The organism is Neisseria sp. HMSC065C04, from assembly GCF_001815375.1.
In the GTDB taxonomy this organism is placed as follows: domain Bacteria; phylum Pseudomonadota; class Gammaproteobacteria; order Burkholderiales; family Neisseriaceae; genus Neisseria; species Neisseria flavescens_D.
Genome location: NZ_KV820419.1, coordinates 278,859 through 292,441, shown reverse-complemented (window position 1 = coordinate 292,441; position 13,583 = coordinate 278,859). Strand labels below are relative to the sequence as shown.

The window sequence follows — 13,583 nt, the reverse complement described above, 5'->3', positions numbered from 1 at the left end:
AAGGCCGTCTGAAAGTTTTCAGACGGCCTCTCTTAAAGCCTACCAAATCCCAAACCATTGTTTATCAGACTGCTTTTTATCACCGTTCTGCTGCTCATGATTTTGACGGCGAAATTGCCAAGGTGCTTGCGGATTGTTTTTTTTCCATAAGCCTTTTCGTTTTTCCTTGGCTTGTTTTTGTGCGTCCGAATAGTCAGTGTAAGCGGTTTTACTTTGTTGTTTTTTGGCATAACTTTCATAATGCCATGCGGCGCCATCCCGTATCTGCATTAAATTCAAGTCAATCGTGCCGACAGATACTTGGGCAACTTCGCGCTGGTAGCGGTCAGCTTCAAACACACGGGCTTTGACTTTTTTATTCAATGCGGCATCAATCAGATTGTCTCGTGATTGCGTACCATAAGCCTGATTGATTTCCGGTGCATCGATATAGGCCATACGGATTTTGTGTTTCCTGCCGTCGCTATCGATAATGTGCATGGTATCGCCATCATGGATTTTGATGATTTTTCCGTTGTATGTGTAGGATTGCCTCGATGACTTTTGTTTTTGTTCCGATTTGGGTTTAGCTTCGACTTTGGTGTCAGATGTGGCTTTGACGACATTTTCTCCCAGCCATTCATTGACCTTTTCCAAACCAATATTGTCGCTTTGTGCCAATGTTGCGGCAACGCTTACCCCGGTACGAATCAACTCGGTATCGCGTGAGCTGTATCCAAGCGCGCCCAAAACGGATAAAACAACGGGTAACCATTTTATAATTTTACTGATTTGCATATTTTGCCAAATTGAAGGCCGTCTGAAAGACCTGATGCACTTTCAGACGGCCTTTAAGATTGATTAATCTTCATTAATCCTGACAAGGCAGGATGACTTTTGCGCCTTCTGCCGTACCCAAAACCAACACATCGGCGGCATCGCGGGCAAAAATACCGTTTTCGAGTACGCCGGTGATTTTGTTGATTTCGTCTTCCATTTTCAGGGCTTGGTCGATATTGAGGCCATGAACATCGACGATTTGGTTGCCATAGAAAGTAGTATAGCCGACACGCAACTCAGGTTGTCCGCCCATGGCAAGCAGTTTGCGCGACACCAGCGAACGGGCATTTTCAACGACTTCGACCGGCAATGGGAATTTTCCCAAACGGGAAACGTATTTGCTTTCATCGGCGATACAAACAAATTTATCGGATGCGCTGGCTACGATTTTTTCGTTCAAATGCGCACCGCCGCCGCCTTTAATCATTTGCAGCGCGTGGTTGACTTCATCTGCGCCGTCAACATAAACCGCCAAACCCATCACTTCATTCAGTGAAACTTCTGGAATCTCATATTTCGCCAAAAGCTCGCTGGATTTTTTAGAAGTAGACACGGCACCCTTAATTTTCTTACCGCTTTTACCCAAAGCTTCGATAAAGAAGTTGATGGTAGAGCCAGTACCGATACCGATGTATTCGTTTTCAGGAACAAATTCCACCGCTTTTTCGGCGGCAATACGTTTGAGTTCGTCTTGAGTTGCCATGTTGTCAGTCCTTCAGTTTGAATAATAAAGTAATTTTAAGCTCTTAGGCTTTAATCAGCAATACTGCCGCTTGCGCTTCAATGGCTTCCATACGCCCCAGATAGCCAAGTTTTTCGTTGGTTTTACCCTTGATGTTCACGCAGTTTTCAGGCAAACCCAAATCTACGGCAATATTGGCGCGCATTGCTGGAATATGCGGCGCAAGTTTTGGCTTTTGCGCAATCACAGTCGTATCGACATTAACCACCTTCCAACCCAATACCTGCACGCTTTGATAAGCCTCGCGCAACAGCACACGGCTGTCTGCATCTTTGAATTCGGCGGCAGTATCAGGAAAATGGCTGCCGATATCGCCCAAACCGGCCGCGCCCAACAGGGCATCGGTAATCGCATGCAAAAGCGCATCGGCATCGGAATGGCCCAGCAAGCCTTTTTCAAACGGAATGTTGACGCCGCCGAGTATCAAATCTCGCCCTTCAACCAACTGATGGACATCGTAGCCCTGTCCGACACGGATATTCATATTGTTTCCTTAAATAATGGGTTTTAATTGTTCAGACGGCCTTGAGCAACAATCTGACAATATATTCGTCTTGCGGCAGCGTCAATTTTAAATTGCGCGTATCACCCTGCACCAAGCGCGGTCGGATACCCAGTTTTTCAACCGCTGATGCTTCATCCGTAATTTCACTCAAATCATCAACCGATAAGGCTCGATTTAATAAGGCCGTCTGAAAAAGCTGCGGCGTTTGCGCCTGCCATAATCCTGCGCGTGCAACGGTTTCATCAATATGATGACTGCCGTCTGCCCGCTTGAGCGTATCGGCCACCGGTATGGCCAGAATGCCGCCTTCGTCATTCTCGCCTGCCTCATCAAGCAAACGCGTTAACGCTTCGGCAGGCAGGCAACAGCGCGCGGCATCATGAACCAAGATATTGTCTTGCTCCTCGGCTAAACCTTGTTCTAATAAAGTAGATACGCCGTTGCGTACCGTTTCGGCACGACTTGCGCCTCCTACTCGAAAGACACGCACTTTCTCAGACAGGGCTGTCTGAAAAACCGAATCTTCCGGCGAAAGAATAACGGCAATTAAATCTATGCGGGGGTGTTGCTCAAAAATTTCTATGGTATGTTGCAATACGGTTTTACCATTGATTTCAACATATTGTTTTGGTTTTCCTGCACCAAATCGCGCACCGACACCGGCAGCAGGAATCAAAGCGATATTGCGGCGCATCATGCTGACGCTCCGGCATTGGCCTCATCCGGTGTTTCTGCCTTGCGCCATACACACGCTTCGCCCAAATCGTCCAAATATTTTTCATGTGCCGCCAGCTCGTCCGCATTGGCTTTGATGACTTTCAACTGCGACGTACGTTTGGTTTCCGCAATAACGGTTTGTTTGACTTCGCTCTCTTCTTCCGCCTCGCCGCCCATCAGGTCGAACTGCTGACGCGTCATGGCAAGATAGACTTCACCCAAAAGCTCGCAGTCGATTAACGCGCCGTGCAAGACACGTTTGCTGCGGTCAACGGAAAAGCGGTTACACAACGCATCCAAGCTTGCCTTTTGTCCCGGAAACATTTCACGCGCCATGGCCAGCGTGTCGGTGACTTTGCAACCGAGTTCCTCAATAGAAGGCAAACCCATGCGGCGGAATTCCATATTCAGGAAGCCGACGTCAAACTTGGCATTATGGATAATCAGCTCTGCACCACGTATAAAGTCGGCAATCTGTTTACCCACTTGGGCAAACGGAGGCGCATTCTTCGCTTCCAATACTTCAATCGTCAAACCATGTACCTTCGCCGCTTCCTCCGGCATATCGCGCTCGGGGTGGACATATAAATGAAGGTTGGAGTCGGTCATTTGGCGGTTGATCATTTCCAAGCCGGCAAATTCGACCAGACGGTCGCCGTTTTCAGGATAAAGACCCGTAGTCTCCGTATCGAGGATAATCTGACGTTGGCTCATGGTTGGTGGTTTCTGCAATTATCAAAACGCCTTGAATCATACTGAAGGCCGTCTGAAATGTATAGTCAGCAAAACTTTAGCTGCTTTTGAAATACTCTTTTATAGCTGGATTTTTCAGACGGCCTTTATTCTTTTTTCATCCAATGCCATCTATTACTCCAATTTTGAGTAGAAAATCGAATTTCTACAAAATTTTTTAAATTTAATTTCTTTAATAATTAATATCTTACTTACAAATTAAATAATAGGAACAATTATCATTTGCAAATTTAAAAAATCGCCGTATAATACAACCCATCGAAACAAAACAACCGCACAACAGAATGAAAGGAGAAGAAAATGCCCGAAAGTATTTTTAAGCAAGTCTCCCTTGACATTCTGAGACTGCACCAACAAGCCATCCGCTCTTTAATCGCCACCAAATGTTGCGATGAGTGCGAAGTACACGATGCAGTATTCATTACTTTAGATGGCCGATATTATGTTTGGCTTCCTTGTATGGGCAAATCGCCCCAATCAGAAACCGGCATCCTGCTGATTGAAGATGAAGACGGCAATACGCGTTTGAGCTGGGTTGCCGGTACACGCGAAGTCAAACAAAAAGACAGTCTGTACAACCGCGTTGTTTCCGCCCTGCAAAGAAAAATGCAGCGCACAAAAAACAAATTTATCCAGTCGGCAAACGCTAGATTGCTTGAGCTGACGCCGCAGCAAGGCCGTCTGACGACAAACAGCAAAGATTTCTCGCTTTCACCACATGACCTGATGAAAGCACTTTATCCGGCAACACATCAAATAGGAGAATTTGCCCTGTAACAGTTTTTGGTAGTGGTTTGTGTTCCTTTTGCGCCCCTTAACATTTTAAAGGGGCGATTTTTTTGCCCCTACTTTTCAGACGGCCTAAACACCGGTTTTCCAGTACAATAAAGGCCGTCTGAACATTTCCTACTTTTCAACCATGCAACTGCTCAAATACATCCAATCACAAGGCCTCGGCAGCCGCAAGCAATGCCAATGGCTGATAGATAATGACTGCATCACCATCAACGGCGAAATCCATAATCGTGCCAAAGACAATATCGACCCGTCTCAAGTGCACACCCTGTCTGTTGACGGCGAAGAAATTGCCGCCGTCCCCATGCCCTATTTCTACATTCTGCTTCATAAACCTGCAGATTACGAAACTTCTCACAAACCCCAGCAATATCCAAGCATCTTCAGTCTGTTTCCCGACCACATGCGCAATATCGATATGCAGGCAGTCGGCCGCTTGGATGCAGACACAACCGGCATTATTCTTATTACCAACGACGGGCAATTTAACCATCGCGTTACCTCGCCCAAACACAAAGTTCCGAAGCTCTACCGTGTCACTTTGAAACATCCTGCCGACGATACCCTTTGCACTACGCTGAAAAACGGCGTTCTCCTGCATGACGATCATGAAACCGTCGCCGCAGCCGAAGCAGTATTAGCCGCCCCAACCACATTGATGATGACCATTACCGAGGGTAAATACCATCAGGTCAAACGCATGATTGCAGCCGCAGGCAACCGTGTCGAGCAGCTCCACCGTGAGAAATTCGGCGACTGGAATGTCGATGATTTGGCCGCGGGAGAATGGAAATTTATCCAAATCTAAAAAAATTCTAAATTTTTTCGATAAATTTTTAAACAATATGGATTTTTTATTTATTTAAAATCAAACATCTAAATCTTATCATTTTTATTTAACAGAATTTAACACTGTAAAGACTGAACTATTGTATAATTCGCCTGTCTGAGTAACACTTGCTTCGAAAGAAGTGAGTAAGTGAGTAAGACGTTTTCCCCGTAATGTGTTTGGCCATCTATACTTTCCCCTTAGTATAGATGGTTTTTTTTTATCTAAAATTTGGCAATCAAGCGGGCGTACTTTCAGACGGCCTTTCTCATCTAAAGAAGCCATCATTACTAAACCTCATCTCCCACTCATTACCTTGCCATTCCTCCTTTTCTCTTTCTCGTCTCTTCCGCATCAATCTGTACCATTCCAATTTCAGACAAATCGTTTTATAGAAAGAAAAACCATCGGCGACTATCCAAGCTAAGGTTACAGGATGTTATTAGACAACCTTAGAGAAATACCATCTTTGTTGCCGACATATTTGAAAGCACACCTTAGTGCTATCCAATCTCCTCACAACAACCCTTTCCCATATCCCACTTTTCAGACGGCCTTTATCGTTACGGCTCTTTCAATCATTCGTATCGCTTCAGACAAATTCTCTGTTTGCAGGTTTCAATACCAAGCAAACCAGAGAAACCCACTAAAATTTCTTCATTACATAGTTTTTTTAACTAATTTTCTTTTCAGACTTTAGTCAAGATTTGTTAAATCTTTGCGGTAAAATGTTGTCTTTATTTTAATGCATCTGAGTATTTATGTCTTCCAATCAACCCCGTCAAACCTGGTCCAACCGTTTGACTTACATCCTTACCGTTGCCGGCGCAACTGTCGGCTTTGGCGCAACTTGGCGTTTCCCGTATTTGGTCGGTGAAAACGGCGGCGGTGCATATGTGTTTCTGTTCTGTATCGCCATGCTGGTCATCGGTATTCCGATGATTTTGGTGGAAAACGTCATCGGCCGCCGTAAAGGCGTGAACGCGCTGGATGCGTTTGGCGGCACAATGAATGGCAAACCCGTTGCCAAAGTTTGGAAATTGGTCGGCTGGATGGGCCTGCTCGGCGCATTCGGCATCATGGCCTATTACATGGTGCTCGGCGGCTGGGTTATCAGCTACATCATCAATATCATCGGCGGCAATTTGGACATTTCCAGCCCTGTTTCCGGAGAAGTCACCAAAAGCTTCTTTACCGAACACATCGAAAACAGCCCTTGGGAAATTGCGTTTTACACCTTCCTATTTGTGGTTGTGAACCAATGGATCTTGGTCAAAGGCGTGATCGGCGGTATTGAAAAAGCGGCAAAATACCTGATGCCTTTGCTATTTTTGTTCCTGATTGCCATGGTCGTGCGCAACGTTACCCTGCCGGGCGCAATGGAAGGGATTACTTTCTATCTGAAGCCTGATTTCAGCAAAATTACGGCCGAACTGTTCGTCTTCGTTTTAGGTCAAGTATTCTTCGCCTTAAGCTTGGGTTTCGGCGTGATGATTACCTTGTCCAGCTATCTAGATAAAAACGAAAATTTGGTGCAAACCGCAGTCATTACCGCCATTACCAATACTATCATCGCCGTGTTGGCGGGCTTTATGATTTTCCCGTCGCTCTTCAGCTTCGGCGTTGCCCCTAATTCCGGCCCGACTTTGGTATTCCAAAGCCTGCCGATCGTGTTCTCGAATATGTGGGCAGGACCTGTGTTCGCCGTGATTTTCTTCTCACTGCTTCTGATTGCCGCGCTGACGACTTCGCTGACGATTTATGAAGTGTTGATTACGACGATTCAGGAGAAAACCAAAATCCGCCGTACCGCCGCGATTACGATTGTCTTGGCCGCCATCTTCATCTTCGGCAACATTCCGTCTATTTTGAGCTACGGCCCATGGAAAGATATTTCCGTGTTTGGTAAAAACATTTTTGATGCCTTTGACTATATCAGCGGCAATATCCTGTTTATGCTGACCGCGCTCGGCTCCGCGCTGTTTGTCGGTTTCGTGATGAAGGATGAAGCGAAGGACGAATTGCTCTATAAAGGCAACCATACGACGGTCAATATTTGGTTTGCTTATGTGAAATACCTTGTGCCGTTGGTGATTCTGCTGATTTTCATCAGCAACCTGTTCTGATAAGCAAGCATATAAAAAGGCCGTCTGAAATATTCAGACGGCCTTTATTAACTATGCTTTATTCTGCCCAGTTTTTCTTCTTACTGGTTTTACCGATACCGGGGTTGAAGCTGTTGGTCGGGTCAAGTTTTTTATAGAACTGTTTCAGCTCGGGCTTGGCTTCATATAGATGACCGACATTATGCTCGGCAGGATATTGCGCACCGCGTTGGTCAAGCAGATGGAGCATTTCATGTTCCAAAGCCATGCAGTCGTTGCCTTTTTTAATGATGTAGTCCTGATGGAACACATGACACATAAAATGTCCGTAATACAATTTATGGATGATTTTATTGTCGATTTCAGGCGGCAGTGTTTCAAACCAATCACGATCATCACGGCGCAAGGCGATATCGAGTGCAACCAAATCCTCTACTTCATCATCATGTACAGAACGGTAACGGATCGCGGCAGAAGCCACAGCAAAGCGATGCAGCATGGCCGCCTGCGTTTCTTCGGCATTACATTCGAAGAATGCGCCGCCATGGGTTGCAAAATATTCCTTCAAGAAAGCACGCGCTTCTTCTACGCCCTCCCCACCCATTTTTAAAATCAGGTGATGTTCATATTTATCCCGATAGTTGCGCATAGATTTCGGCAAGTGATCAGGCAAAATTTTACTGATCAGTTGCATGAATTTATCAGAGAAGTGTTTTGGTAAGAAACTTATCTTTTTGCTGAATCTATCCACACGGGCTTTCAGATCAAACAGTTTCGGAAGTTGGTGGGTACCGAACGTCTTGATGATATAAAACGTATCTTTACCATAAACGGCAGCAATATCAAAAGCATGACGATGGATATACTCACCGGAAATAGGCAGGTTTTTAAACTCGCTCAAAGCGGCACGACGAATATCGGTCAGCTCATTAATATCATTGGTGCCGATATAGAACACGGCAGTTTGCTTTTCTTGAGGGAACGTATCCAGACGCACGGCAAATACCATCAGTTTGCCCGCGCAGCCTGAAGCCTCGTAATGGCGTGCAGGGTCGGCATTAAAACGGGCGGCAGTCGGTTCATTCACTTGGCGGACATGATCGCAGTATGCATGGTCATGCCCTTTGCCGGCATCTTGCGTAATGTCTTTTCGCTGATAATGGAAACCTTGCAAGTTGGTCAAAATTTCTTCAGGGGTTTCGCCCAAATCAATGCCCAAATGGTTGACCAGCTCCAGCTTGCCCTCTTCGTTGATTTGCGCAAACAGGGCCATTTCCGTATAAGCCGGACCACGCTGTACCAATGCACCGCCCGAGTTATTACATACGCCACCCAATACAGATGCGCCGATACAGGACGAACCGATCACGGAGTGCGGCTCACGGCCTAAAGGTTTCAGCAGCAGCTCCAATTGATTCAAGGTAGAACCGGGCAGGCAGACAACCTGTTCGTTATTGTTAATCGGCTGAATGATGTTCAGACGCATGGTATTCACAATCACGATATCTCGGTCGTAATCATTGCCGTCCGGAGTCGAGCCGCCAGTCAGACCGGTATTGGCGGCCTGCGTAATCACGATGACATCAGCCTCAACACATGCCTGCAAGATTTGCCACATTTCCAACACCGTACCCGGACGGACAACTGCCAGCGCCTTGCCTTCGCCAAAACGGTAGCCTTGACGGTATTGTTCGGTTTTTGCCGGGTCTGTGATGATGTATTTTTCACCGACGGTTTGCATCAGCCAGCTGATTAATTGTGTAGCATTCATTGCATACTCCTTGAGAGATTAATATATTTGTTAGATTGCAAGCATTGTAGTAATCCGTTCAATCAAAGTAAAGGCGAAACCCGTTTTTTAAACTCATCTTTTAAATAAACAAAAGGCCGTCTAAAATTTTCAGACGGCCTTTTGTTTCAAGCTTGAACAATCAGATTATTCGGCGGCTTTCTCTTCGCGAGCAGGCGCTTCCAGCAAAGCTTTGATAGACAGGCGTACGCGGCCGCGATCGTCCACTTCCAATGCTTTCACGTTCACAACCTGACCTACTTGCAGGTAGTCGCTGACATTGCGTACGCGCTCGTGGGCGATTTGGCTGATGTGTACCAAACCGTCTTTGCCCGGCATCACGCTGACAATCGCGCCAACGTTGTTGTCGAGGATTTTAACCACAGTACCTTCGTACACTTTGCCCACTTCCACTTCAGCAGTGATTTCTTCGATGCGTTTTTTCGCTGCATCGCCTGCTTCTTGAGTAGTCGCAGCGATTGTGATGGTACCGTCTTCAGCGATGTTGATTTCAGTACCGGTTTCAGCAGTAATCGAACGAATAGTTTCGCCGCCTTTACCAATCACATCACGGATTTTGTCTTGGTTGATTTTCATGGTGAACAAGCGTGGGGCGTGTGCAGACAGCTCTTGTGGGCCTGCAACAGCGGCTTTCATCTGATCCAAGATGTGCAAACGTGCTTCTTTGGCTTGAGCCAAAGCGATTTGCATAATTTCTTTGGTAATACCTTGGATTTTGATGTCCATTTGCAGCGCGGTCACACCTTCAGTTGTACCGGCTACTTTAAAGTCCATATCGCCCAAGTGGTCTTCGTCGCCCAAGATGTCGGTCAGGACGGCAAATTTGTTGTTGTCCAAAATCAGACCCATGGCGATACCGGCAACGTGTGCTTTCAAAGGCACACCAGCAGACAACAGGCTCAAGCAGCCGCCGCAGACGGAAGCCATAGAGGAAGAGCCGTTGGATTCGGTAATTTCAGAAACCACACGCATGGTGTAGCTGAAATCTTCAGGTTCTGGCAATACGGCCAACAATGCACGTTTAGCCAAACGACCGTGGCCAATTTCACGACGTTTCGGCGCACCTACGCGACCCACTTCACCGGTAGAGTATGGAGGGAAGTTGTAGTGCAGCATAAAGCGGTCGGTATATTCGCCGGACAGCGCATCAATGATTTGCTCGTCGCGTGAAGTACCCAAAGTTGCAACCGCCAAAGCTTGGGTTTCGCCACGGGTAAACAGTGCAGAACCGTGAGTGCGTGGCAATACACCGGTTTGAATGTTCAACGGACGAACAGTGCGGGTGTCGCGACCGTCGATACGCGGTTGACCGTCCAAAATTTGGCTGCGGACAACATCGGCTTCCAAGTGTTTGAAAATGCCTTTGATTTCGTTGGCTGCCAAAGTGTCGGTTTCTTCGGTAATCAACGCTTCTTTTACAGCATTCCAAGCTTCGTCCAATTTGGCAGAACGCGCTTGTTTTTGACGGATTTTGAACGCTTCTTTAATGGTTTCGCCAGCAATTTCGCGTACTTTGGCAACCAATTCTTCATTGGTTTCAGGTGCTTTCCAATCCCAAACTTCTGGGTTGACTTCGTCGGCAAACTCATTGATGGCATTAATGGCCACTTGCATTTGATCGTGACCGTAAACAACTGCGCCCAACATCACTTCTTCAGACAAGATGTCGGCTTCGGATTCCACCATCAACACGGCTTTAGAAGTACCGGCAACAACCAAGTCCAATTGTGATTTGGCCAACTCGGCTTTAGTCGGGTTCAGAACGTACACGCCGTTTACATAACCCACGCGTGCCGCACCAATCGGACCGGCAAACGGTACACCGCTCAACACCAGCGCGGCAGATGCACCCAACATTGCAGGAATGTCAGAATCAATTTCAGGGTCAACAGACACCACCATCGCTACGATTTGGATGTCGTGGTAGAAACCTTCAGGGAACAAAGGACGGATCGGACGGTCGATCAGACGGCTGGTCAGGATTTCTTTTTCGCTTTGTTTGCCTTCGCGTTTGAAGAAACCGCCGGGGATTTTACCTGCTGCGTAAGTACGCTCGAGGTAATCGACAGTCAGAGGGAAGAAGTCTTGGCCTTCTTTCACTTCTTTGTTAGTGGTAACGGCAACCAAAACAACGGTGTCGCCCATAGATACTTTAACGGCAGCAGCGGCTTGGCGAGCGATTTCGCCGGTTTCCAAAGTAACGGTTTGATTACCGTATTGGAAGGTCTTAACGTGTTTATTGAACATCATTGTTCCTTTCAAAATACCGCACTGCTAAAACACTAATAATGCACACTAAAATCCGAATGTGCATAGTTAGGGTTTCAGACCGTGCGGCAGGTTATAAACAAGCTTTCAGACGGCCTTTAAAGCGCTGAAAACAACTCTCGATTATAAAGGCAACCATCCTTAAAATCCAGTATTTATACAATAAAAAGGCCGTCTGAAACATATCTCTTTCAGACGGCCTTAAAACTTAAAAATCAATCCTGAGTCAGCAAAGTCAATGCTTCTTGATATTTTTCGACTGTTTTTTGAATCACATTGGCAGGCACTTTAGGCGCAGGCGCTTTTTTGTTCCAACCGCTTTGCTCCAACCAGTCGCGGACAAATTGTTTGTCAAAAGACGGTGGATTGGTACCGACTTTGTATTGGTCTGCAGGCCAAAAACGGCTGGAGTCTGGTGTCAATACTTCATCCATCAAAGTCAGAGTACCTTCTTCATCCAAACCAAATTCAAACTTGGTATCGCAAATAATAATACCGCGGGATTTGGCATATTCGGCTGCTTCAGTGTAAAGCTGAATCGCCTTGGCGCGTACTTCCGCCGCCAGCTCTTTGCCGATGATGCGTTCGCATTCTTTAAAGCTGATGTTTTCATCATGATCGCCGACTGCGGCTTTGGTCGACGGCGTAAAAATCACTTCAGGCAGTTGTTGCGCTTCCTGCATACCTTCAGGCAATTGAATACCGCAGACAGAACCAGTCTTTTGATAATCTTTCCAACCGCTGCCTGCCAGATAACCGCGCACAATAGCCTCTACTTTCACCGGAGTGAGCTTTTTAGCCACGACGGCGCGTTTCTCCAAAGCTTTGGCTTCGTTTTCAGGCAAAACATCGTAAACCGTTTGGCCAGTAAAATGGTTAGGCATGATATGAGCCAGTTTTTTAAACCAAAAATTGGAAATCTGCGTCAGAATCTCTCCTTTACCCGGAATCGGATCATCTAAAATCACATCGAATGCAGACAGACGGTCGGAAGCAACCATCAACATACGTTTATCGTCAATTTCGTACAAATCGCGAACTTTGCCGGAGTAGATTTTTTTCAAGCTGATTTCAGACATTTCGGGTATCTCTTTGGTAAACAGAAGAATTTGGTATTTTAGCCCAATTTGGCATCTTTCGTCAGATTGTTTACAAAATAAAGGCCGTCTGAAACCTTATAGCTCGGTTTCAGACGGCCTTAGCCTTTGATTTTAGGGATAAACCCTAAAGATCATCATCCTATCAGATAGCAGGAGCCTGAGTCTGATCTTGAATATGGTTCACAGCAGACAGAGAGTAGTAGTCGCCGTGGCCGGTTACTTGGTAAGTGCTACCGTCAGCAAACTTGAAGTTTTCAACTTTGTGATCGTTACCGGTGAACCAGTCGTCGATGGTGATGCTGTCGTTAGTACCGACAGAAACAGTCAGGTTAACACCTGATTTGCTCAGCAATACGTCGGAAGCTGCAACGCCTTTACCGAACAACAAGGTGTCATTACCGCTTTCCTCACGGATAGTGTCGTGACCGTAACCTTTGTCGAAGAAGTAAGTGTCGTTACCGGTACCGCCGATCAGGATGTCGTTGCCGACACCGCCGTCGAGGTAGTCGTTACCGTCTTTACCAACCAGGCAGTCGTCGCCGGCCAAACCGTACAGATGGTTGTTACCGCCGTTACCTTCGATATTGTTGTTCAAAGAGTTACCGGTACCGTTCAGGTTTTGCATACCTTGCAAAATCAGGTTTTCAACGTGATCGGTCAGCGTGTAGTCAATAACGGTACGGACAGTATCGATACCGGCGTGTGCATTGCCGTACTCGATAACTTGGTCGTTAACATTGTCAACGAAGTAAACGTCATTACCGTCGCCACCGCGCATGATGTCCGCGCCGGAACCACCGTTCAGGTAGTCGTTACCAGCACCGCCTTGCAGGTAGTCTTTACCGTCTTCACCGTACAGAGAGTCACCGTCGGCATCACCGTAAATGGTGTCGTTACCGGCACCGGCGTAGATTACGTCTGTACCGTTACCACCGTAGATGATGTCTTCGCAAGCAGTACCATAAATGGTATCTTTAGCATCAGTACCGCGGATAACGTTGCCGTCTTTGCAGTCTTCAGCTCGGATGACATTACCTGGGTTTTTGTCTTCGTGACCGTATGAGTTGTTTTGGTTATGGTCGTCAACACAGTCTTTGCAGTCTGGCTCTGGCTTAGGCTCAGGTTTTGGTTCTGGCTTAG

At 46.6% G+C, this 13,583-nt stretch carries 12 protein-coding genes; 3 read left to right on the top strand and 9 right to left on the bottom strand.

Features of this window, described 5'->3' with window-relative positions:
• Positions 1-39 precede the first annotated feature (39 nt).
• From HMPREF3022_RS08180 to dnaQ, 5 genes are all read right to left on the bottom strand, one after another.
• Positions 40-777: a thermonuclease family protein gene (locus HMPREF3022_RS08180; RefSeq protein WP_070765415.1), complete on the bottom strand. Its 738-nt coding sequence runs from the start codon at positions 775-777 to the stop codon at positions 40-42.
• 73 nt (positions 778-850) lie between these two features.
• A complete protein-coding gene (gene rpiA / locus HMPREF3022_RS08175; protein ID WP_003679072.1) occupies positions 851-1,522 on the bottom strand; it encodes a ribose-5-phosphate isomerase RpiA in 672 nt (223 codons plus the stop codon).
• A 43-nt stretch (positions 1,523-1,565) separates the two neighbouring features.
• Complete coding sequence (gene ispF / locus HMPREF3022_RS08170; RefSeq protein WP_004519740.1) at positions 1,566-2,045, bottom strand: 2-C-methyl-D-erythritol 2,4-cyclodiphosphate synthase; 480 nt, start codon at positions 2,043-2,045, stop codon at positions 1,566-1,568.
• 31 nt (positions 2,046-2,076) lie between these two features.
• Complete coding sequence (gene ispD, locus HMPREF3022_RS08165; protein ID WP_049333758.1) at positions 2,077-2,763, bottom strand: 2-C-methyl-D-erythritol 4-phosphate cytidylyltransferase; 687 nt, start codon at positions 2,761-2,763, stop codon at positions 2,077-2,079.
• Positions 2,760-3,497, bottom strand: a complete 738-nt coding sequence (gene dnaQ, locus HMPREF3022_RS08160) for a DNA polymerase III subunit epsilon (protein ID WP_049333756.1) — start codon at positions 3,495-3,497, stop codon at positions 2,760-2,762. Before dnaQ ends, ispD begins: the two co-directional genes overlap by 4 nt.
• Positions 3,498-3,836: 339 nt before the next feature.
• On the opposite strand from dnaQ, the gene HMPREF3022_RS08155 reads away from it, so the two are divergent.
• From HMPREF3022_RS08155 to HMPREF3022_RS08145, 3 genes are all read left to right on the top strand, one after another.
• Positions 3,837-4,313 (top strand): NGO0322 family iron-responsive protein, encoded by a 477-nt coding sequence (locus HMPREF3022_RS08155; protein WP_003683363.1) that lies wholly within the window; start codon positions 3,837-3,839, stop codon positions 4,311-4,313.
• Between the two features lie 142 nt (positions 4,314-4,455).
• Positions 4,456-5,139: a pseudouridine synthase gene (locus tag HMPREF3022_RS08150; RefSeq protein WP_049333754.1), complete on the top strand. Its 684-nt coding sequence runs from the start codon at positions 4,456-4,458 to the stop codon at positions 5,137-5,139.
• A gap of 782 nt (positions 5,140-5,921) precedes the next feature.
• The gene (locus HMPREF3022_RS08145) at positions 5,922-7,286 is read left to right on the top strand and encodes a sodium-dependent transporter (protein WP_049333753.1); all 1,365 of its coding nucleotides are present in this window, start codon (positions 5,922-5,924) and stop codon (positions 7,284-7,286) included.
• 58 nt (positions 7,287-7,344) lie between these two features.
• Here HMPREF3022_RS08145 and dld read toward each other — a convergent pair whose 3' ends face one another.
• The 4 genes from dld to HMPREF3022_RS08125 all read right to left on the bottom strand — a co-directional run.
• Entirely contained in the window at positions 7,345-9,036 is a 1,692-nt protein-coding gene (gene dld, locus HMPREF3022_RS08140; protein WP_049333751.1) for a D-lactate dehydrogenase, read from the bottom strand.
• A 165-nt stretch (positions 9,037-9,201) separates the two neighbouring features.
• The gene (gene pnp, locus HMPREF3022_RS08135) at positions 9,202-11,325 is read right to left on the bottom strand and encodes a polyribonucleotide nucleotidyltransferase (protein WP_107697060.1); all 2,124 of its coding nucleotides are present in this window, start codon (positions 11,323-11,325) and stop codon (positions 9,202-9,204) included.
• 233 nt (positions 11,326-11,558) lie between these two features.
• A complete protein-coding gene (locus tag HMPREF3022_RS08130; protein WP_070765414.1) occupies positions 11,559-12,422 on the bottom strand; it encodes a phosphoribosylaminoimidazolesuccinocarboxamide synthase in 864 nt (287 codons plus the stop codon).
• Between the two features lie 163 nt (positions 12,423-12,585).
• Positions 12,586-13,583 (bottom strand): calcium-binding protein (locus HMPREF3022_RS08125; RefSeq protein ID WP_283119064.1); only part of this gene is annotated, 998 nt, incomplete at its 5' end.